19 protein-coding genes are annotated in these 19,578 nt (G+C 58.8%); 9 read left to right on the forward strand and 10 right to left on the reverse strand.

The annotated features are described in order from the left end of the window. The first annotated feature begins 1 nt into the window (after nt 1). Complete coding sequence (locus tag AACX78_RS06860) at nt 2–856, forward strand: hypothetical protein (protein ID WP_159165751.1); 855 nt, start codon at nt 2–4, stop codon at nt 854–856. Between the two features lie 267 nt (nt 857–1,123). Here the strand turns inward: AACX78_RS06860 and AACX78_RS06865 are convergent, their stop codons facing one another. Both AACX78_RS06865 and AACX78_RS06870 read right to left on the reverse strand, forming a co-directional pair. Then, nucleotides 1,124–3,127: a GH36-type glycosyl hydrolase domain-containing protein gene (locus AACX78_RS06865; protein ID WP_265342335.1), complete on the reverse strand. Its 2,004-nt coding sequence runs from the start codon at nt 3,125–3,127 to the stop codon at nt 1,124–1,126. 321 nt (nt 3,128–3,448) lie between these two features. Beyond that, the gene (locus AACX78_RS06870; protein WP_159165752.1) at nt 3,449–4,360 is read right to left on the reverse strand and encodes a LysR family transcriptional regulator; all 912 of its coding nucleotides are present in this window, start codon (nt 4,358–4,360) and stop codon (nt 3,449–3,451) included. A gap of 109 nt (nt 4,361–4,469) precedes the next feature. Here AACX78_RS06870 and budA point away from each other — a divergent pair, with 109 nt between their 5' ends. Continuing rightward, complete coding sequence (gene budA / locus AACX78_RS06875) at nt 4,470–5,249, forward strand: acetolactate decarboxylase (RefSeq protein WP_159165753.1); 780 nt, start codon at nt 4,470–4,472, stop codon at nt 5,247–5,249. Between the two features lie 27 nt (nt 5,250–5,276). After that, entirely contained in the window at nt 5,277–6,947 is a 1,671-nt protein-coding gene (gene alsS, locus AACX78_RS06880; RefSeq protein ID WP_042467139.1) for an acetolactate synthase AlsS, read from the forward strand. Between the two features lie 111 nt (nt 6,948–7,058). Here the strand turns inward: alsS and AACX78_RS06885 are convergent, their stop codons facing one another. Beyond that, entirely contained in the window at nt 7,059–7,634 is a 576-nt protein-coding gene (locus AACX78_RS06885) for a DJ-1 family glyoxalase III (RefSeq protein WP_159165754.1), read from the reverse strand. 35 nt (nt 7,635–7,669) lie between these two features. Further along, complete coding sequence (locus AACX78_RS06890; protein ID WP_159165755.1) at nt 7,670–8,617, reverse strand: ketopantoate reductase family protein; 948 nt, start codon at nt 8,615–8,617, stop codon at nt 7,670–7,672. 199 nt (nt 8,618–8,816) lie between these two features. Between AACX78_RS06890 and AACX78_RS06895 the strand changes: the two genes are divergently transcribed. Further along, nucleotides 8,817–9,299 carry a YajQ family cyclic di-GMP-binding protein gene (locus AACX78_RS06895; RefSeq protein ID WP_005311958.1) on the forward strand — a complete coding sequence of 161 codons (483 nt, stop codon included), beginning with the start codon at nt 8,817–8,819 and terminating at the stop codon, nt 9,297–9,299. 132 nt (nt 9,300–9,431) lie between these two features. Here AACX78_RS06895 and AACX78_RS06900 read toward each other — a convergent pair whose 3' ends face one another. The 6 genes from AACX78_RS06900 to AACX78_RS06925 form a co-directional block, all read right to left on the reverse strand. After that, nucleotides 9,432–10,274 (reverse strand): nucleoside-specific channel-forming Tsx family protein, encoded by an 843-nt coding sequence (locus tag AACX78_RS06900; protein ID WP_021139380.1) that lies wholly within the window; start codon nt 10,272–10,274, stop codon nt 9,432–9,434. A gap of 156 nt (nt 10,275–10,430) precedes the next feature. Further along, complete coding sequence (locus AACX78_RS06905) at nt 10,431–11,810, reverse strand: AmpG family muropeptide MFS transporter (protein WP_159165756.1); 1,380 nt, start codon at nt 11,808–11,810, stop codon at nt 10,431–10,433. A gap of 85 nt (nt 11,811–11,895) precedes the next feature. Continuing rightward, nucleotides 11,896–12,225: a hypothetical protein gene (locus AACX78_RS06910; protein ID WP_159165757.1), complete on the reverse strand. Its 330-nt coding sequence runs from the start codon at nt 12,223–12,225 to the stop codon at nt 11,896–11,898. Nucleotides 12,226–12,341: 116 nt separating this feature from the next. Then, the gene (locus tag AACX78_RS06915; protein WP_159165758.1) at nt 12,342–12,893 is read right to left on the reverse strand and encodes a peptidylprolyl isomerase; all 552 of its coding nucleotides are present in this window, start codon (nt 12,891–12,893) and stop codon (nt 12,342–12,344) included. Between the two features lie 17 nt (nt 12,894–12,910). Beyond that, nucleotides 12,911–13,483, reverse strand: a complete 573-nt coding sequence (locus tag AACX78_RS06920; RefSeq protein WP_159165759.1) for a YajG family lipoprotein — start codon at nt 13,481–13,483, stop codon at nt 12,911–12,913. 24 nt (nt 13,484–13,507) lie between these two features. Continuing rightward, a complete protein-coding gene (locus AACX78_RS06925; RefSeq protein ID WP_159165760.1) occupies nt 13,508–14,641 on the reverse strand; it encodes a methyltransferase in 1,134 nt (377 codons plus the stop codon). A gap of 194 nt (nt 14,642–14,835) precedes the next feature. Between AACX78_RS06925 and AACX78_RS06930 the strand changes: the two genes are divergently transcribed. The 5 genes from AACX78_RS06930 (at nt 14,836) to AACX78_RS06950 (ending at nt 19,577) form a co-directional block, all read left to right on the forward strand. Beyond that, nucleotides 14,836–15,156: a BolA family protein gene (locus AACX78_RS06930; protein ID WP_059112151.1), complete on the forward strand. Its 321-nt coding sequence runs from the start codon at nt 14,836–14,838 to the stop codon at nt 15,154–15,156. 441 nt (nt 15,157–15,597) lie between these two features. Then, the gene (locus AACX78_RS06935; RefSeq protein ID WP_021139372.1) at nt 15,598–16,941 is read left to right on the forward strand and encodes a Na(+)-translocating NADH-quinone reductase subunit A; all 1,344 of its coding nucleotides are present in this window, start codon (nt 15,598–15,600) and stop codon (nt 16,939–16,941) included. 3 nt (nt 16,942–16,944) lie between these two features. Next, entirely contained in the window at nt 16,945–18,174 is a 1,230-nt protein-coding gene (locus AACX78_RS06940) for an NADH:ubiquinone reductase (Na(+)-transporting) subunit B (RefSeq protein ID WP_021139371.1), read from the forward strand. Continuing rightward, nucleotides 18,164–18,952, forward strand: a complete 789-nt coding sequence (locus AACX78_RS06945) for a Na(+)-translocating NADH-quinone reductase subunit C (RefSeq protein WP_159165761.1) — start codon at nt 18,164–18,166, stop codon at nt 18,950–18,952. Before AACX78_RS06940 ends, AACX78_RS06945 begins: the two co-directional genes overlap by 11 nt. Further along, nucleotides 18,945–19,577: an NADH:ubiquinone reductase (Na(+)-transporting) subunit D gene (locus tag AACX78_RS06950; RefSeq protein WP_021139369.1), complete on the forward strand. Its 633-nt coding sequence runs from the start codon at nt 18,945–18,947 to the stop codon at nt 19,575–19,577. The genes AACX78_RS06945 and AACX78_RS06950 overlap by 8 nt, the downstream gene beginning before the upstream one ends. The last annotated feature ends 1 nt before the right edge of the window (nt 19,578 follow it).

Consider the following 19,578-nt stretch of genomic DNA (forward strand, 5'->3'; position numbering starts at 1 on the left):
AATGAATAAGAAAGCAACGGTGCAGCCGTCGGCGTCAACAGAACAAGCGCCCCCCCCATTGGACGACAGCCGGTATGAAGACCTGCCGCGCAGTGAGTTCCTGCAATTACCCCAAGAGGAGCAAGACCGGCTCTATCAGTTGCGTCAGCAGCGTGTGCGAGAGGCGCCCACGCTTTATGAGTGGGATATTCGGGTGGCGACTGTCTATGGTCTATTTTGGTTAACCTTCCTGATCCCGTGTGGTTGTTTAGCACTTATAGGGAGCTATTTGCTATCTGGCGATACTAGCTTGGGTGTGGGGTTAATCATCATGGCCCTAATAATGTGCCTATCTGCTCGTTACCTCTGGTTTGCAGACAAGCAGTACCACTATCGGCTCACCACAGAGGGGCTGGTCACCACCTATCATGATGCGATTCCGGATGCAGCCTACGCGGTAGTGCGGGGGCTGGCTTGGTTTGGGGTAGTGGTTTGCATCGTCGGCGTGGCGTTGTTAGGCCCGGCCGCCTTGGTCGGCGCGGGTGGTTTTGCCGTGATGGCATTTTTCTTCACCGGTTTTAAAAATATAGAGACTACTTACGAGAGTCCTATAAAAAATGGGCATCGTCATTTGATTAAGGTAACGCGGAATCGTCCATTTATTGCCTGCCAATCGGATGTACGAACAATGGGCTTACGCGCAAGCATTCGTCTTCATTGCCCATTGGATAAGATGCACACCATCTTGTCATTGCTGATGACGCAGTTACCTGATTCTGAAATCCGTGTGTTTAAAAATGAGCGGGTGTTAGATGGCGTACCATTTGCGTCATTTGAGTCAGGAAAACCAGCCCAACTATCAGATTTTGCCCCCTGACAATACCCATGCCGGCTAACGCTTTCTTTCGTGCCTGCTACTGGTGCGATATTTCTTCATCAGCGCCATCTGGATGCTAACCACTTGTTTGTGCAGGGGGTCGCCTATCTGTTGCTGGCAGTGCTGATTAATATCTTCAAACGCAGCGAGCTGGAAAAATGGTTTGCGCAATCACGTCATGATCAGGATAAAAGTTGGGCGTGCAATCAAGCAAAAAGCGGCCCGGGAGCAGGCCGCTTTGTCTCTACCTTGTTCACTCAGACTCTGTTATTGCACCGCCAGGGTAATGTCAATCCTGTGGTGCCCATCGATCAGTGGCACGCGAAATGGTGAGCCGCAAGGCTCCATCAGCACGCCATCGAGTCGGATTGTGTCTGCTTGCAGCCCCGATAATACCTCTGTATTCACCTCTATGTTGTAGTGGGCGGCATCAAGGGTGATGGCTGCGCTAAATCCGGGCCAATGCGCGGGCAAGTTGGGGGCGATGAGCAACAGCTGCCCCTCACGACGGATCCCCAATATGCCTTCGATACCGGCCTGATACATCCAGCCAGACGCCCCCGTGTACCAGGTCCAGCCGCCACGACCGTTGTGCGGCGCGACTGAGTAGATATCCGCAGCCATCACGTAAGGTTCAACCTTGTAACGCTCGACGGCCTCAGGATCCAGTGCATGGTTGATGGGGTTGAGCAGGCAGAACAGGTCATAAGCCTTGGTGCCTTCTTTGAGGCGCGCGAAGGCGAGGATGGCCCAGATGGCGGCATGAGTATACTGGCCGCCATTTTCGCGCAGTCCGGGCGGATATCCGCGAATATACCCCGGATTCTGGGTCAGCTTGTCGAACGGTGGACTGAACAGCAGAGACAAGCCCTGATCGTATTTGATGAGGTGTTGCTCCAGGGATTGCATGGCTATTCTGGCTCGGGTCGGGTTGGCCGCACCGGACAGGACGGCCCAGGATTGTGCGATGGAGTCTATCTGGCATTCGGGGCTCTCTTTTGAACCCAGCCAGCTGCCGTCATCGAATGTCGCCCGGCGATACCAGGCACCATCCCAGGCTTTGCGTTCCAGCGCGACCCCGACCCGGTTGGCATGAGCCAGCCAGAGCTCGGCGCGCTTGTCTTGACGGGCGTGGGCCAGAGGTGTAAACAGACTGATGGTGCGCAGTAGCAACCAGCCTAGCCAGACACTCTCACCCTTGCCTGCACTGCTGACCTGATTCATCCCATCGTTCCAGTCACCCGAGCCCATGAGTGGCAGACCATTGCTCCCGGTGAGCGCCATGGCTTGATCCAGGCAGCGAGCGCAATGCTCATACAGAGAGGCTGACGTTTCGGATACTTGTGGCAGGAAGAAGGCATCCTGCTGATCCGTGCCCAGTGCCGGGCCTTCCAGAAACGGGATCTCCTCATCGAGAATGCTGTCATCGGCACTGCTTCGAACGTAGGTGGCCGTGGCGAAGGCCAGCCAGACCCTGTCATCGGAGATCCGGGTGCGCACACCCTGGCCCGAGTGGGGCAGCCACCAATGCTGCACATCCCCTTCAATAAACTGGCGAGCGGCAGTGCGCAACAAATGTTGTCGTGTGCTCCGGGGGTTGGCAAAGCTGAGCGCCATCCCGTCTTGCAACTGGTCGCGAAAACCGTAAGCGCCTCCCGCCTGATAGAAGGCAGAACGAGCCCAGATCCGGCATGCGAGCGTTTGATACATCAGCCAGCCGTTGAGCATTATGTCCATGGCCCTGTCCGGGGTCTTGACCTGAACGGCTCCGATCAGTGACTGCCATTGAGCCTCCACCTCGTCCAGCACCACATCGAGATCATGACGATAGCGGGTGACGAGGGCTCGGGCTTGTTCGGTTGAGCCTGCCTGGCCGAGCAGGATCACAAGCTCAAGGCTCTGGCCCGGGGCAAGATCAACATGGGTTTGCAGCGCTGAACAGGGGTCAATCCCGGCCCCTGTGCTGCCAGACAAGGCTTTATGGCTTGCCAGCGCCGCAGGAGAGGCGGGTTGACCACGGTATCCCAGGAACTCACTGCGATCGGCGGTCCAGCTCGTTTGCTGTTCCCCCAGATCGAGGAAGGCTACCCGGTCAGGGAGGGCGGTATTCCAGGGGCTGTGTGCCAGCATGGTCCCCGTCTGTGCATCCATCTGGGTCGTGATAAAGGGGGCTGTGACGCTGCGAGAGGCGCCCAGCACCCATTCCACGTAACAGGTCACTGAGAGACGGCGGGGGACATTCGTCTGGTTGCGCAGTGTCAGGCGGGAGATCTTGCCGGGATCCGCGACCTAGACATATTGCCATTCTTCAAAGGCGGGCATAAATGACCTGCCGCCGGGTCTGACAGCCGTGGTGAACAAGCACCTTGTTTCACGTGAGTGCAGTCGCTGCACTGACACTATGGGGGCGCGGGGGAGTGCCGTCTGTTCGTTAACGCACATGCTCGGGTGAGCCGGACTGACAAGGTCGTACCATCCAGCCGCAGGGGATGAGCGATTCGCTTGGGTTCAATTGCAAGGCGCCACCAGGCTGTCACTGACAGCGTGGTGGCCTATTGGTGGAACGCAGATGAAGGTGTGCGGGGGCTGGCGCTATGCCGATGTGATGTCGGTGTGTCTATCATGCCGGCTCGGGATCAGCCCTATCAGGTGCTGCAGGCTTTTCTGGCGTGGATGGCGGCGGGTGGCGAGGCTGATGCGGGTGGTGAGCGGTTCATCGGCGATGGGGTGATAGCTGACGCCGTGGGGATGCAGTTCGCTCACAGAGCGCGGGATGATGGCAACCCCGAAACCGGCCTGCACCATGCCGACGGTGGAGATTACCTGCGGGCTCTGGCTGCCGAGACGGGGGCTGAAACCTGCCCGCTGGCAGCGTTGGGTGATGGCATCGTGCAGGCCCGGCCCCAGTTCGCGGGGGAACAGGATGAAGGGATCCTGCGCCAGGGCCTCGATGGCGATGGCGCCCGTGCTTGCCAGCGGGTGGTGCGGGGGGAGGGCGATCAGCATCTCCTCCTCATCGATGAGATGGTGAGTCAGCGCCGAGCTGCTGCTGCACGGCAGGCGCAGTATGGCGGCATCCAGCTCCTCGCTCACCAGGTCGCGCACCAGATTGGGCATGCTGTTCTCGATGGGGTGCAGGCTCACCTCGGGCCAGGCCTGGCGAAAGTCGTGGATCAGGCGCAGCACGCTCGGATGCAGCACAGTGGAACCGGCAAAGCCCAGGCGCAGGGAGCCGAGCTGACCGCGGGCGATGCGCTGGGCCTTCTGCATGGCCTGCTCGGTTTGCGACAGTATGCCCTTGGCATCCTGATAGAGGCTCAGCCCCGCCTCGGTCAGCTCCACACTGCGGGTCAGCCGGTGAAACAGCGGCGTGCCCACCTCCTGTTCAAATTTGCGGATCTGCTGGCTGAGGGGCGGCTGGGCCATGCCCAGCGCTTCGGCCGCCTTGGTAAAGCTCTGCTTCTCTGCCACGGCTACCAGGTAGCGCAGGTAACGAAATTCCATATCTGGTACGTCTCGAAGCTGATGAGTTTGGATATTGGTATCAAAGTGTGATCTTGGTCACTATTGAATCCTTGTTTGCCAACCTAACAGGATTGGAGGTTAAATCCAAATGGAAACCCATACACAGTGTGACTGTGCCATCGAGATCAGCCAGCAGTTTGCTCGCTGGCAAGCCCGTCAGGGTGGTGGTGAGGTCTATCAGAGCTCCTTGATGAGCGCCCTGCTGGCCGGCGTCTATGAGGGCGAGACCACCATGGCCGATTTGTTGCGCCACGGCGACTTTGGTCTTGGCACCTTCAACCGGCTCGACGGCGAGCTGATTGCGTTCGAGCGCCAGATCCATCAGCTCAAGGCCGATGGCTCGGCCCGTCCTGCCCAGGCCGGGCAGAAAACCCCGTTTGCGGTGATGACTCACTTTCGACCCTGTCTGGAGCGCCGCTTCGATCACCCCCTGAGCCGCGACGAGATCCATCAGTGGATCGATCAGCTGGTGGGCACCGACAACGTCTTCGTCGCTTTTCGCCTCGATGGTCTGTTTGAGCAGGCCCAGGTACGCACAGTGCCCTGCCAGACCCCGCCCTATAAACCCATGCTGGAAGCCATAGAGGCACAGCCCTTGTTCTCGTTTAGCCAGCGGCGCGGCACCCTGGTGGGCTTTCGCTGCCCGCCCTTCGTGCAGGGGATCAATGTGGCCGGCTATCACGAACACTTCATCACCGAGGAGCGCAAAGGCGGCGGTCATATCCTCTATTACGCCATGGGCCACGGCCAGCTGCAGTTGTCTGTGGTTCAGCATCTCAACATAGAGCTGCCACGCAACCCTGCTTTTCAACAGGCTGACCTCAACCCCGCCGATCTGGACCGCGCCATCCGCGCCGCCGAAGGCTAATCCCTTCGCTTACAAGGAGTTATTATCATGGAAAATCAACACTGGGGCTGCGGGGCCGAGCTGGTCGTACGCCATCTGGAGGCGCAGGGCGTCAAGCAGGTATTCGGTATTCCGGGGGCCAAGATCGACCGGGTATTCGATGCCCTGGAAGATTCCCCCATCGACACCATAGTGGTGCGCCACGAGGCGAACGCCGCCTTCATGGCCGCCGCCGTGGGCCGTCTGACCGGCAAGGCCGGGGTGGCGCTGGTGACCTCGGGCCCGGGTTGCGCCAACCTGATCACCGGCCTCGCGACCGCCACCTCGGAAGGGGATGCCATGGTGGCGCTGGGGGGCGCTGTGCGACGTGCCGATGGCCTCAAGCTCACTCACCAGAGCCTGGACACCGTCAGCCTGTGCCGCCCCGTCACCAAGTTCAGCGCCCAGGTGGGAACCGGATCCGCCCTTTCAGAGGTGATGGCCAACGCCTTTCGGTCCGCCGAACTGGGTCGCCCCGGCGCCGCCTTCGTCAGCCTGCCCATGGACATCATCAATGAGCCGACCGATGGCGCCATCCTGGTGCCCAGAGCCATACCCGAACCGGGCGCCGCCGATGAGGCGGGCATAGACAGGGCGCTGAGCCTGCTGGCACAGGCCCGCAAGCCGGTGGTGCTGCTTGGCCTGCTGGCCAGCCGGCCCGAGAATTCCCTCGCGGTGCGCGCTTTTCTCGACAAAAGCCGGTTGCCGGTGACGGGCACCTATCAGGCGGCCGGTGTGGTGGATACCCACCATTTCGATGACTTCGCCGGGCGGGTCGGGCTGTTCAACAACCAGCCGGGGGACAGGTTGCTGCAGGATGCGGATCTGGTGATCTGCATAGGTTACAGCCCCATCGAATATGACCCTGTTCTGTGGAATGGCACGGGTGAGCGGCAACTGCTGCACATCGATGCTCTGCCTGCGGAGATAGACAGCAGCTACTGCCCGGCGGTTGAGCTGGTGGGCTCCATCAGCGCCAATCTGTATTGCTTGACCAAGATGCTGCACAAGCCGCTGGCACGGGACCCCGCCATCGCGGCCCTGCTTGGTGAGATACGGGCCCAGCGTCACCAGCTGACCCAGCATGCCCAGCATCTGGGGGGCATGCCCATCCATCCGCTACGCATCGTCAAGGAGCTGCAGGACATCATAGGGCAGGACATGACACTGTGCGTGGACATGGGCAGCTTCCACATCTGGATTGCCCGTTACCTCTACAGCTTCCGGGCGCGTCAGGTGCTTATCTCCAACGGTCAGCAGACCATGGGGGTAGCGCTGCCCTGGGCCATAGGGGCCGCCATGGTGCGGCCGGGGGAGAAGATCATCTCCGTCTCCGGCGATGGCAGCTTCATGCAGTCGAGCATGGAGCTGGAGACGGCGGTGCGGCTCAAATCCAACATAGTGCACATCATCTGGGTCGATAACGGCTACAACATGGTGGCGATGCAGGAGGAGAAAAAGTACCGCCGCAGCTCGGGGGTGAGCTTCGGGCCCATCAACTTCAAGGCCTATGCCGAGTCCTTCGGGGCGGCCGGTTTTGCGGTCACCAGTGCCGAAGACTTGCGGCCGACCCTGCGCGCCGCCATGGCGGTCGTTGGACCTGCCGTAGTGGCCATACCGGTGGATTACAGTGACAACCACCTGCTGATGGAGCAGCTCAGGCCAGAGTTGTTGAGCTAGCGATTGAAGGGGGGGCAGTCTGAGTGGTGTCCGCCAACAACAGAACGCCCCTTGCCAATCGGCAAGGGGCGTTCTGTCATGACGAGAGGGCATCCACGATGGCAACAGGGGTCATGGCATGACAGAAGGGGGCATCACCATGGGGCCGGCGACCGCGAGGGCGGTGTCATCCCCGCGCAGCACCCGCACGATCTCGAGGGCAAATTCGATGGCGGTGCCCGGCCCCTGGCTGGTGATCAGGCGATGTGACTCATCCGTCACGACCCGCGCCGTGCTGAGCTGGCTGGTGGGCAGTTGGGCCTGCAAGCCCGGGTGGCAGGTCACGTTGGCATCTCCCAGCAGATCATGATGGTGCAGTACCACCACGGGGGCGGCGCACATAGCCGCCCGCCAGCGGCCGATCGCCGCCTGTTCCCTGAGCAGATCGATGGCGAGCGGCGTATCGCGGATTACCTCGCTGCCGGGCAAGCCGCCCGGCACGACGATGGCTTCGAAGTCACGGCTGGTCAGCTCGTCGATATGATAGTCAGCGACCAGCTGTACCCCGCGGGAGGCGCGGATCTGGCGCAGACCCGCCGGACAGCAGGAGGCCAGCAGCACCTCGATGCGGGCGCGCACCAGGGTGTCGACGATGGCGACGGTTTCGATCTCTTCAGACCCCGGTGCTACCAATACCAGTACTGTCATGCTGCGCTCCTTGGTTACCGGCCACCTCGCCGGGCTCAGCTCTTCTCTTTGATGGCCTGATAGAGGCCCTGATTGACCGGCACCGCTATGCCGTGTTTGGCGGCGCAGGCCAGCAGGAAGCCGGTGATGGCCTCGATCTCTGTCTCGCGCCCCTGCTCCATATCCTGATGCATGGAGGAGTAGTTGTCGGCGGTCAACTCTACCACCGTCATGGCGCGGCGCAGCAGCTCATCGCTGTTGGTGGGCTGGCCTTCGGCCTGCATGACGTCGGCCACTTCCACGCAGATCTGCTGCATGGCATCGGCGAAGCGAGGGCCGGCCAGCTCGCCATTTTTGAGCTTATAGAGCGCCGTCAACGGATTGATGGCGCAGTTGATGGCGAGTTTTTGCCACTGGCGAGCCAGGATCTGCTCGTCCCAGCCGGCCTGGCCGAGGGCGGCGGCGAGATCCTCTGCCAGGGAGGCATGAGCCCTGGCATCTTCATTGACCGGGCCGAGCCAGGTCTCGCCCTTGCCTGTGTGGCGGAACACGAAGTGACCGCTCTGCATGGCGCCGTGGCTGGTGACGCCCGCAATGACAGGATTATGCGGAAACAGCTGCACCACCTGCTCGGCAATGCCCATGCCATTGTGCAGCAGCACTATGGGCACGCCCGCCGCCAGCTTGCCTGCCAAGGGGGTCAGGGCGGACACGACTTGACCTGCCTTGGTCATCACCAGCAGGCGCTTGATCTGACCGGGCTGGTCGACGAAGCCGCGCTCGATGGTGATCAGCTGGGTCTGGCCTTCCAGCGAGGTGAAATCAATCCCGGGGTGCAGGGTCGAACGGTGGCGATCGCGCAGCAAGACGCGGGTCGATTGGCCGCTTTGAGTCAGCAGGGAGGCGAAGACGCCACCCAGGGCGCCGCAGCCCAGCAGTGACCATTGGGAGGAGGAGGGCAGTCGGCTTGTTTTAAGGTTGTAATCGCGTAATCCGCTTGGCATGGAGAGACTCAATCAAGGTAGGGTTGCATTCCGATCAACCATTTACCGGGGATAAGTGAAATGTCGCTTGGCGGACACTAACGGGTCTCGCCATTCCTGTGCGCAGGGGATTCTAGCAGAGCAACCCCATCGAAATCAGCAAATTTGCCGGTTTTCTGGTAGATTTGCGCCCTTATAGCGCAACATGAGGAGCCCTGACATGCCGTCATTCGATATTGTCTCTGAAGTCAAAATGAACGAGGTGTTGAACGCCGTCGATAACGCCAATCGTGAACTGGCGACCCGTTTCGATTTTCGTGGTGTTGAAGCCAGCTTCGAGCTGAACAAGGAAGAAGTAAAGCTGGAGGCCGATGCCGACTTCCAGCTCAAGCAGATGGTCGAGATCCTGCGCGCAGCCCTGCTCAAGCGCAACATCGAGAACAGCTCAATGGACGTGGGTGACAGCGTTCACTCAGGCAAGCGTTTCCACCTGAACGTCAAGTTCAAGCAGGGGATCGAGAAAGAGATCGCCAAGAAGCTGGTGAAGTTGATCAAGGATTCCAAGATCAAGGTGCAGGTTGCCATTCAGGGTGATGAAGTGCGGGTCACCGGCAAGAAGCGTGACGATCTGCAGGAAGCCATGGCGCTGGTACGTGGTGCCGAGCTGGGTCAGCCGATGCAGTTCCAGAATTTCCGCGATTGATGACGGGCGGGGAAGGTTCGGCCTTCCCCCTTGTTCGATTGCACATAGTGCGATAGCAAAAGGCTCGATGACAGAGCCATAAAAAACCGGAGCAGCTGCTCCGGTTTTTTTGTGTCCACATTACCCGTTCGATTAGAACTTGTAGGTAACGGAGAAGTAGTGGCTGAAGCCAGAGCTCTTCCAGGCGGTACCGTCAAACGCGGTAGAGCCGTCTTTGGTGCCGTAGGCATCCATGAAGTACTTCAGGCCATAACCCACTGCGTAGCGGTCGGAGTGCCAGTAGATACCGTGGAAGGTCGCCATGTTGTCGCTGGTACGGTCAGCACGGTTGTGGGTATCCAGGTCGAAGGCGTAATCCAGGTAACCCTGATAGGAAACGAAGCTGCCGTTGCTGAAGGTATAGAAAGGCTTGAACCAGTTCATAGCGAACCAGTAACCGTTCCAGTCACCTTCTTCTTCGGTGAAGAACTGGTTTTCGGTAGCGTGGCGGGCATACAGGTTCATGCCAACTTTGCCGAACCAGGGAACCATGACATCAGCACCCAGACCGATCATGTTTTCCATCTGGTTGTCGCCGATGTTGTTCAGGGAGGCGATGTACACCTCTTGCACCGGGCCGAAGGAGAGATCTTTACCAGTCAGCGCATCCAGAGACATACGCGGCGCAAACTTCATGAACAGGTTCTGACCATTGTGCTTGTCGCTGTGACGGGAGTCGAAGATGTCGAACACATCAACGTAACCGTACAGGTCAAACAGACCGGAGCGACCACCGAATTCCATTTCGAAATAGGTATCGTTGTAGCTATCTTGACCGGAGGTGAAGGGACGCTGGTCGATGGTGTGCATGACGTTGAACTGCATCCACTTGTAATCATTCTTGTGGATGTCACCGCTGTAGTCAGCAGCAAAGGCCGGAGTAGCGGCAGCAGCCAGCAGACCGGCAGCGATCAGAGTCTTGGTAAATTTGGCCATTTTATTGGTCTCTTGTGCGTTAGTTGAGGTTTTCCGTAGCCTGCCCACAAGGAGCGGGAGGGATTCTAGCCAAATAAATTCATCGGAGAAACAAGCACCGGAGAACTTTATTCGGAAGTGTGAATCTAATCACCCCCAATTTCACGCAAACGCTTGCTATTTGTCCGATTCCGAGAGCAAAGCCCTTCCTCGTCTGGCAACCATGACGATCAGGATCAACACCGGAATGCCGAGCAGGCTGGTGCCAATAAAGAAGGTGCTGTAGCCAAACTGTTCGACAAAGCGGCCGGAAAAACCTGCCAGCAGCTTGGGCATCAGCAGCATGACGGAGCTGAACAGGGCATATTGGGTGGCGGAGAAGGCCACGTTGGTCAGGCTCGACAGATAGGTCACGAAGGCGGCAGTCGCTATGCCGGCGCTCAGGTTGTCGACCGAGATGATCAGGGTTAGCAGCTGCAGGTTGTGACCCACTTCGTTGAGCAGGGCAAACAGCAGATTGGTGCTGGCGGTGAGCAGGGCGCCGAGGAACAGGATCCGCAAGGTACCAAAGCGCATCACCAGCACGCCCCCCAAGGCAGCACCCACCAGCGTCATGATGACGCCGTACACCTTGGTGATGGTGGCCACTTCTGTCTTGCTGAACTGCATGTCCACGTAGAAGCTGTTGGACATCACGCCCATCACTACGTCCGAGATACGATAGCAGGCGATGAGCCCGAGGATCAGCATGGCCGATCCACCGTAACGGCGGAAGAAATCGGCAAACGGACACCAGATGGCCTCATAGATCCAGGCACCGACTCCGGCCAGCGAGGTTGGCCAGCCATGGGAGAGCAGCAGCGCCTTGCGCGCCTCCTGCTGTTCGTTCTGACCGGCGAGATCGATATCCGGCTCATGGCAGATCAGTGTGGTGATGACGCCAAGAGACATGAGTCCCGCCATCAGCAGATAGGTGAGTCGCCAGCCGTTGTAGTCATAGCCGGTGTTGCTGCCAAGCCAGGCTGCCAGCGCCAGTGCCCCCGCACCCGCCATGATCATCGCCAGTCGATAACCTGTCATATAGGAGGCGGCCATGGCTGCCTGTAGCCGCTCCGGCGCCGACTCGATGCGATAGGCGTCGATGACGATGTCCTGAGTGGCGGAGGCGAACGCCACCAACAGGGCGAACAGGGCCAGTTGGGCCAGCTGGGTCTTGGGATCGCAGAAGGCCATGCCCACCAGTGACGCGGCAATCAGTATCTGGGAGAGCAGCATCCAGCTGCGACGCCGCCCCAGCCAGCGGGAGAGCAGCAGCAGGGGCAGTCGATCGACCAGCGGTGACCACAACCACTTGAAGCCATAAGCCAGTGCTACCCAGCTCATGTAACCTATGTCGGTCAGGCTGACATCGGCCTCGCGCAGCCAGAACGACAGGGTGCCAAACACCAGCAGCAGCGGCAGACCGGAAGAGAAGCCCATGGCAAACAGGATGAGGACCCGAGACTCAAGATAGACGGCGAGCGAGTCTCGCCAGCTCGGTGTGCGGACAGTGTTCAAATACCTGACTCCTCTGGGAAAATTGCGCCATTTTGTCAGGTTCGGGGGGGATAGCCAAGGCAAGCCGAGCAGGGCGGACCAGGATTCAGGGGCGGGAACCCATGCAGTGGCGGGGGCAGGGGCCTTCCATGGTCAGATAATTGGCACACGCCATCAGCTGCATGCGCAGCCAGACATCGGCGATGATCTGCTGCTCGTCCCACTGATGCAGGCTGTGCAGCAGGAACCAGAAGACCCCTTCCTGATCGGTTGCGGCTTGGGTGTTATAGGGATCGTGGGGCAAATCTTGCCAGTGGGAGAGGAGCTGCCAGCTCAAGTCTTCCAACTGCTGATAGGGGATTTCTCGTGCCAGAAAGTGACGAACCGCCTGAGCCAGCGGGACGGCGTGTTGGGTTAAATACTGGTGGTAGATCACCGGAACCTCCTTCTCTTCGGGTGGGCCCTGCCCCGGGGAAACGGGGCAGGGTCAGAGTATAGAAAGGGGCACCGGTGACCCGGGCAAAGACGCGGCGGAATGTGATCCGGCTCGCGTTATTTCTCCGCCAGCAACACCATCTTCTTCAGGATGATGGGGCTGGTGGGTACGTCGTTGGCGCGCAGAATGGAGCTGTAACCCGTCTGCACCTGGGCCAGCTTGTCCAGTACATCCATACCCTGCACGACCTGGCCGAATACGGTATAACCGGCGCCGGCATTGGCGTTAAGGTTATTGTTGTCGGTCAGGTTGAAGTAGAACTGGCGGGTGGCGCTGTCCACGGCCTGGGTACGGGCCATGGCGATGCTGCCGCGTTTGTTGGGCAGGCCGCCCTTGGATTCGTTGACCACGGGATCGAAGGTCGGCAGTTGCTGGAACTGCTGGTTGTAGCCGCCCCCCTGCACCACGAAATCCTGGATCACCCGGTGGAACAGGCTGCCGTCATAACTGCCGTCCGCTACGTAGCGCAGGAAGTTCTTCACCGTCTGCGGCGCCTGTTTGGATGCCAGCTCCACCACTATATTGCCGTGGTTGGTCTCCATCCTGACCTTGGGGCCGGCAAACGCCAGCGGGGCGATCAGCATGGCCAGTAACCAGAGTTTCTTCATTGTTTAGCTCTCCTTTCTCAGCTCGGCTGACCCTTGAGGTAACCACGCAGAGCGTCATCCGTCATGATCTGTTGCAGCAGGCTGCCCAATTGCTGGTTCAGGATGGATTCCAGTTCGGCCATGCTCGGCTCCCCCGGACCTTCCTTGCTGGAAGACATGTTGAACTGCTTGGTCAGCTTGCTGCCCTGGAAGTCGGCAATCACCTGCAGGCTGACGCGGGACTTGGTGACATAGGTGAAGGTTTTCTCTTCCACCGTGACGGCGGCGCTGGAGATGGCCAGGGTCAGGTTGGTGGTACCGCTGTTGCCAACGATCAGTCCCTGACTGCGCAGCCCTTCGGCCAGTTTCTCGGCCAGCAGGTTGTTGAGCGGCTGTTCGCTGTTGACCAGCACGGCTGCCTTCTCTTTCTTCTTGATGGAGAAGACGTAGGCGGCTTCACGCTTGTCGACTCCTTCCAGGGTGATGCGGTTGCCAGAGTAGTACTGCTGGTTGGAGGGGATGACCTGCGGGTTCAGCAGCGCGGTTTCCGGCCAGTGAGTGGCACAACCACCCAGCATCAGGGCGGCCAGCAGCAAGATTGACTTTTTCATCATGGGTTTCCTTTAACCTTATCTTTAGCGTTTGATGGCTTTCAAAATAACGAATTTGCTGTTCGACGCAACGACTTGTGCGTTGGCAAACAGGCGCTTGAGTTTGTTGTGATAATCCAGATGACGGTTGCCTACTATCCAGAGTTCGCCCCCCTGGGGCAACACCCGGTGGGCATCGGTGAACATCTGCCAGGCAATATGATCGGTAATAGCCTGCAGCTGGTGGAAGGGGGGATTGCAGAGGATCCTGTCCGCCGAACCGACCGCCACGCCGTCGAGACAGTTATTGACCATGAAGCGGGCCCGCGGCAGGCCGTCTGGCAGATTGTGCTCGACGTTGAGTTGCGCCGAGGCCACTGCCATATAGGACTCGTCGATGAAGGTCACTTCCACCTCGGGATCCTTCGCCAGCAGTGCCAGCCCCAGCACACCGTTGCCGCAACCGAGATCGATCACCTTGCGCGCACTGTGGACAGGCAAATTGTCCAGCATGAAGCGGGCACCTATATCCAGGCTGGTGCGCGAAAACACGTTGGCATGGTTGTGGATGAGCATGCCGGTGCCCTCCAGCGGCCAGACCGTCGGATAGGGGTTGGCCAGTTCCGGGTATATCGCTTGCGGCTCACAATGGATCAGGCGCGCCTTCTTCCAGGCCAGCGAGGTGCGGGTCGGCCCCAGGTATTTTTCAAACAATGCCAGGGTCGAGCTGTGAATGTCCTTGGCCTTGCCGGCGGCAATGACGCGAGTAGCCGGTGTGACCACCGCACGCAATGCCAGCAGTTGCTGCTCCAGCAGCGCCTGATACTTGGATACCTTGATCACTACCAGTGCCGGGGCAGGGGGCAGCGGCGTCAGCGCATCCTGCAATCTGATGGCGTGAGGATCCAGTTCGTTCTCTGCGAGGTTGGCAAGGATCGCCCGCTCGCTGATATAGGAGTCGCTGACACAGACAGGGGCGTGAGGATGCAGAAACGCCGCCAGTGCGCCGAAGCCGTCATTCATGATGATGACGGGGCCGGCTTGTTCGAGTGGCGTCTCGGCCAGGGTATTGATCAGATACTCGTCTGCCGCATCCCAGGCTTGCAACGGATCCTGGCTCTGGCGTGGGTAGCGATACAGGGTCAGACGACAATGAGCCGTCTCGAGAAGGGTTTGCATAAGCGAGAGTCCAGCGTGATTCATAAAACAGGCGCCGACGGGGCGCAAAGTGGCGCTATTCTAGCGGGGGCGGAGAATTTCACCAGTCCGGCAGCTGTGTGGGCGGGGCAAATTTGCGGCCATTTTCCCACGCGGGGCAATTTCGTCATACCGCCAACTCTGGCTACAATGGCCGGACATCTATTTTGGGAGTGATGCTCGTGACCATGCAACAACAGATAGAGGCCAAGCTGGCCGCTGCCTTGTCCCCCACTCATCTTGAGGTCGTCAACGAAAGCTATATGCACAGGGTGGCGCCGGGTTCCGAGAGCCACTTCAAGGTGGTGGTGGTGAGCCCGCATTTCGAAGGTCACCGGTTGCTGGCCCGTCATCGTCAGGTCAATGCCGTGTTGGCCGACGAGCTGGCTGGCGCCATTCATGCACTGGCGTTGCATACCTATACGGAGCAGGAGTGGTTGCAACGGGAACAGGCACCAAAGACGCCGAGCTGTGTCAGCAAAAATGGGCTGACCTAACATTATTGACTAATAAGTTACTTAATCCGCGACCAGTTAACAATTAACAAACGTTTTTTGGGCTGCGTCTTGTGTCCGGAAGCAGGGCGCTATTCCCCTGCCCAGACATCAAAATTTCTAATCCATTTTTGAACATAAAAACTATTACCTATTTTGGGGTATTAATGGCTAACTCAACGCAGAGCCTGAGGTTTAGCGAAAAAAACGGCGCGATTAAATTTCGATGATTTTGTGATAGAGCGGGGATTTTCCCCATTTTGCATAGAAGCTGACTTGCCATAAGTGCTAAACTCAAGCGCTTTTGAATGACCCTGTATGTTGCTGATTTGTTTGTCGCTTCGACATTATCCTGCAACATGAACGGGCTCATTCAACAACTCGTCGTGATGTATTTCTCGGCGCTAACCAACCTGTCTTCCCTTAACGGTAGTGCAAGTGAGTATGATTACAATTAAAAGAGGACTGGACATCCCCGTGCTGGGTGCTCCGGAGCAAGTAATCTACGATGGCCCGGCCATCACCCGTGTTGCTACACTCGGCGAAGAGTTCGTGGGGATGCGTCCTACTATGCTTGTCAAAGTAGGTGATCGCGTCATTAAAGGTCAGGAGCTCTTCGAAGATAAGAAGAACCCTGGCGTTAAATTCACGGCCCCTGCCACCGGTGTGGTTTCAGAGATCAACCGGGGTGCCAAGCGCATTCTGCAATCCGTTGTCATCGATATCGATGGGTCCGACGAGCAGGTGACCTTTGAACACTTTGCGTCTGCCGAGCTGGCACAGCTCGCGCGCAGCAAGGTGCAGGAGATCCTGGTCGCATCAGGCCAATGGACTGCGTTGCGTACTCGCCCGTTCAGCAAGGTGCCGGCCGTGGAGTCTTCTCCCCGTGCCATTTTCGTCACCGCCATGGACACCAACCCGCTGGCTGCCAATGCCGAGCTCATCATCAAGGAGCAGTCACAGGCTTTCCTCGATGGTCTGGCCGTATTGACGCGCCTGACCGATGGCGCCGTCTACGTCTGTAAAGGCGAGGCCAGCCTGCCGCACGCTTCTCTGGCGCAAGTCAAAGAAGAAGTGTTCGTCGGTCCGCATCCTGCCGGTCTGCCAGGTACCCATATCCATTTCCTGGATCCGGTCAGCGCCAAGAAGGTGCAGTGGCATATCAACTATCAGGATGTCATCGCGTACGGCAAGTTGTTCACCACTGGCCAGATCTTCACCGACAAGGTGATCGCCCTGGCTGGCCCGAACGTACTCAAGCCACGCCTGCTGCGTACCCGTCTGGGTGCCTGCATCAGCCAGTTGACCAACAACGAGCTGCGGGCGGGTGAAAACCGCGTCATTTCCGGTTCCCTACTCAGTGGTGCCAAGGCCGAAGGAGTCCATGACTACCTGGGTCGTTACCACAATCAGGTGAGCGTGCTGAGTGAAGGTCGTGAGAAAGAGTTTCTGGGATGGGTCAAACCCAGTGCCAGCAAATTCTCCATCACCCGTACGACGCTCTCTCATCTGATGAAGGGCAAGCTCATCAACTTCACTACCACCACCAACGGTAGTGATCGCTCCATGGTGCCTATCGGCAACTATGAGCGTGTGATGCCGCTCGACATCCTGCCGACCCTGCTGCTGCGGGATCTGGTCTCCGGCGATGCCGACAGTGCGCAAGCGCTCGGTTGCCTTGAGCTGGATGAGGAAGATTTGGCGCTCTGTACCTTCGTCTGCCCCGGCAAGACAGAGTACGGCCCGATCTTGCGTGAGTGCCTGACCAAGATAGAACTGGAAGGTTAAGCGATGAGTTTCAAGCAACTTCTTGAAAATATGGAACATCACTTCGAGCCGGGTGGCAAGTACGCCAAGTACTATGCCCTGTTCGAAGCGGCGTACACCCTGTTTTATACCCCCGGGTCCGTGACCCGCAACGCTGCCCACGTCCGTGATGCGATCGATCTGAAGCGCATGATGATCATGGTGTGGCTGGCCGTGTTCCCGGCCATGTTCTGGGGCATGTTCAACGTCGGCAACCAGTCCATCGCCGCCATCGCCCATCTGGGCAGCGCGGCCGGTGCCGATACCTGGCAATACACCATAGCGACTCTGCTGGGAGCCTCACTGGATCCAGCGGTTGCCGGTATCGGCAGCAAGATGCTGATCGGTGCGGCTCACTTCCTGCCCATCTACCTGACCGTGTTCCTGGTCGGTGGTTTCTGGGAAGTGCTGTTCGCCATGGTGCGCAAGCACGAGATCAACGAAGGCTTCTTCGTGACCTCCATCCTGTTCGCCCTGATAGTGCCGCCAGAGCTGCCCTTGTGGCAAGCCGCTCTGGGTATCACCTTCGGTGTGGTGATGGCCAAAGAGGTGTTCGGTGGTACCGGCAAGAACTTCCTGAACCCGGCCCTGGCGGGTCGTGCGTTCCTGTTCTTCGCCTACCCGGGCCAGATCTCCGGTGATGCCGTCTGGGTTGCCGTTGATGGCTATTCGGGCGCGACTGCGCTGAGCCAATGGGCCCAGGGCGGCCAGATGGCGCTGATCAACGGTACAACCGGCCAGGCCATAAGCTGGATGGACGCTTTCCTTGGCAACCTGCCGGGTTCCATCGGTGAAGTCTCTACCCTGATGATCCTCATCGGTGCTGCCATGATCGTCTACATGCGGATCGCCTCCTGGCGCATCATCGCAGGCGTGATGATCGGTATGGTCGCCACCTCCCTGCTGTTCAACGTCATCGGTTCCGATACCAACCCCATGTTCAGCATGCCGTGGCACTGGCATCTGGTGCTGGGCGGCTTTGCCTTCGGTATGGCATTCATGGCGACCGATCCGGTCTCCGCCGCCTTTACCAACAAGGGCAAGTGGTGGTATGGCGCCCTGATCGGCGTCATGGTAGTGCTGATCCGGGTGGTGAACCCAGCGTTCCCGGAAGGCATGATGTTGGCCATTCTGTTTGCCAACCTGTTTGCCCCCTTGTTTGACCATTTCGTGGCGCAGGCGAACATCAAGCGGAGGATCGCTCGTGGCGTTTAATAAAGACTCTACCGTCGGCACCCTTACCGTCGTGGCTGGTCTGTGTCTGGTGTGTTCCATCGTGGTCTCAGTGGCTGCTGTGGGGCTGCGTCCGGCTCAGCTGGAAAACAAGGCGCTGGACAAGCAAAGCAATATCCTGTCCGTTGCCGGTGTCGATATCAGCAGTGTGGCCAAGCGTGACCTGGCCCAACTGTACGGTGACAAGATTGAAGCGCGTCTGGTTGACCTGACTACCGGTGAATTTGTTGACGGCGATGCCGACAACTTCGACACCAAGCTGGCAGCGAAAGACCCGGCAAAAAGCATTCGTCTGGCACCTGCCGATGACAAGGCTGGTTTGCGTCAAATCTCCAGGCTGATCCCTGTGTTCTTCGCCAAGGATGCGCAAGGCAAGGTCGACAACATCATTCTGCCAATTTATGGCCAGGGTCTGTGGTCCACCATGTATGCCTTCGTTGCCGTGGCGGCAGATGGCGAGACCGTCAAGGGCATCACCTACTATGACCACGGTGAAACCCCGGGTCTGGGCGGCGAGATTGGAAACCCGGTCTGGCAAGGTCTGTTCAAGGACAAGAAGTTGTTCGATCAGGACGGCATGCCAGCCTTGCGAGTCATCAAGGGCCACGCCCCTGAAGGTTCCAAGCATGAGATCGATGGCCTGTCTGGCGCGACTCTGACCGGTAACGGTGTACAGCACACGTTCGACTTCTGGATGGGACCCAAGGGCTTTGGTCCTTTCCTGGCCAAGATTCGTGCAGGAGAAATCAACAATGGCTGACAAGAGCGAAATGAAGAAGTTGCTGTTGACGCCTGTGCTCGGCAACAACCCCATCGCCTTGCAGGTGCTGGGTGTCTGTTCCGCGCTGGCCGTTACCAGCCAGATGAAGACGGCATTCGTGATGACGCTGGCCGTTATCTCGGTCACTGCCTTCTCCAACCTGTTCATCTCCCTGATCCGCAACCAGATCCCGAACAGTGTGCGGATCATCGCCCAGATGGCGATCATAGCGTCACTGGTTATCGTGGTTGACCAGGTGCTCAAGGCGTATGCCTATGAGATCTCCAAGCAACTGTCGGTATTCGTGGGCCTCATCATCACCAACTGTATCGTGATGGGTCGTGCCGAAGCCTATGCCATGAAGAGCGCTCCGTTGCCCTCCTTCCTGGATGGTATCGGTAACGGTCTGGGTTACGGCGCCGTGCTGCTGACCGTGGCCACAGTGCGTGAGATCCTGGGCTCCGGCACCTGGTTCGGTATCGAGCTGCTGCCGCTGGTGAACAATGGTGGCTGGTATGTGCCTAACGGTCTGCTGCTGCTGCCGCCGAGTGCGTTCTTCATCATTGGTCTGATCATTTGGGGCGTTCGCACCAAGGATCCCAAGCAGGTGGAGGCGAAGGATTAAG

It is taken from the genome of Aeromonas sp. 9A, assembly GCF_963900955.1.
GTDB lineage: Bacteria > Pseudomonadota > Gammaproteobacteria > Enterobacterales > Aeromonadaceae > Aeromonas > Aeromonas salmonicida.

Excerpts from the sequence above, each read along its gene's own strand:
- AACX78_RS06860 (WP_159165751.1), top strand. The coding sequence starts at position 2 with ATGAATAAGAAAGCAACGGTGCAGCCGTCGGCGTCAACAGAACAAGCG.
- AACX78_RS06890 (WP_159165755.1), bottom strand. The coding sequence starts at position 8,617 with ATGCCAAGCGGATTACGCGATTACAACCTTAAAACAAGCCGACTGCCC.
- AACX78_RS06950 (WP_021139369.1), top strand. The coding sequence starts at position 18,945 with ATGGCTGACAAGAGCGAAATGAAGAAGTTGCTGTTGACGCCTGTGCTC.
- AACX78_RS06930 (WP_059112151.1), top strand. The coding sequence starts at position 14,836 with ATGCTCGTGACCATGCAACAACAGATAGAGGCCAAGCTGGCCGCTGCC.
- AACX78_RS06925 (WP_159165760.1), bottom strand. The coding sequence starts at position 14,641 with ATGCAAACCCTTCTCGAGACGGCTCATTGTCGTCTGACCCTGTATCGC.
- AACX78_RS06900 (WP_021139380.1), bottom strand. The coding sequence starts at position 10,274 with ATGGCCAAATTTACCAAGACTCTGATCGCTGCCGGTCTGCTGGCTGCT.
- AACX78_RS06940 (WP_021139371.1), top strand. The coding sequence starts at position 16,945 with ATGAGTTTCAAGCAACTTCTTGAAAATATGGAACATCACTTCGAGCCG.
- AACX78_RS06895 (WP_005311958.1), top strand. The coding sequence starts at position 8,817 with ATGCCGTCATTCGATATTGTCTCTGAAGTCAAAATGAACGAGGTGTTG.
- alsS (WP_042467139.1), top strand. The coding sequence starts at position 5,277 with ATGGAAAATCAACACTGGGGCTGCGGGGCCGAGCTGGTCGTACGCCAT.
- AACX78_RS06915 (WP_159165758.1), bottom strand. The coding sequence starts at position 12,893 with ATGAAGAAACTCTGGTTACTGGCCATGCTGATCGCCCCGCTGGCGTTT.
- AACX78_RS06920 (WP_159165759.1), bottom strand. The coding sequence starts at position 13,483 with ATGAAAAAGTCAATCTTGCTGCTGGCCGCCCTGATGCTGGGTGGTTGT.
- AACX78_RS06870 (WP_159165752.1), bottom strand. The coding sequence starts at position 4,360 with ATGGAATTTCGTTACCTGCGCTACCTGGTAGCCGTGGCAGAGAAGCAG.
- AACX78_RS06935 (WP_021139372.1), top strand. The coding sequence starts at position 15,598 with ATGATTACAATTAAAAGAGGACTGGACATCCCCGTGCTGGGTGCTCCG.
- budA (WP_159165753.1), top strand. The coding sequence starts at position 4,470 with ATGGAAACCCATACACAGTGTGACTGTGCCATCGAGATCAGCCAGCAG.
- AACX78_RS06885 (WP_159165754.1), bottom strand. The coding sequence starts at position 7,634 with ATGACAGTACTGGTATTGGTAGCACCGGGGTCTGAAGAGATCGAAACC.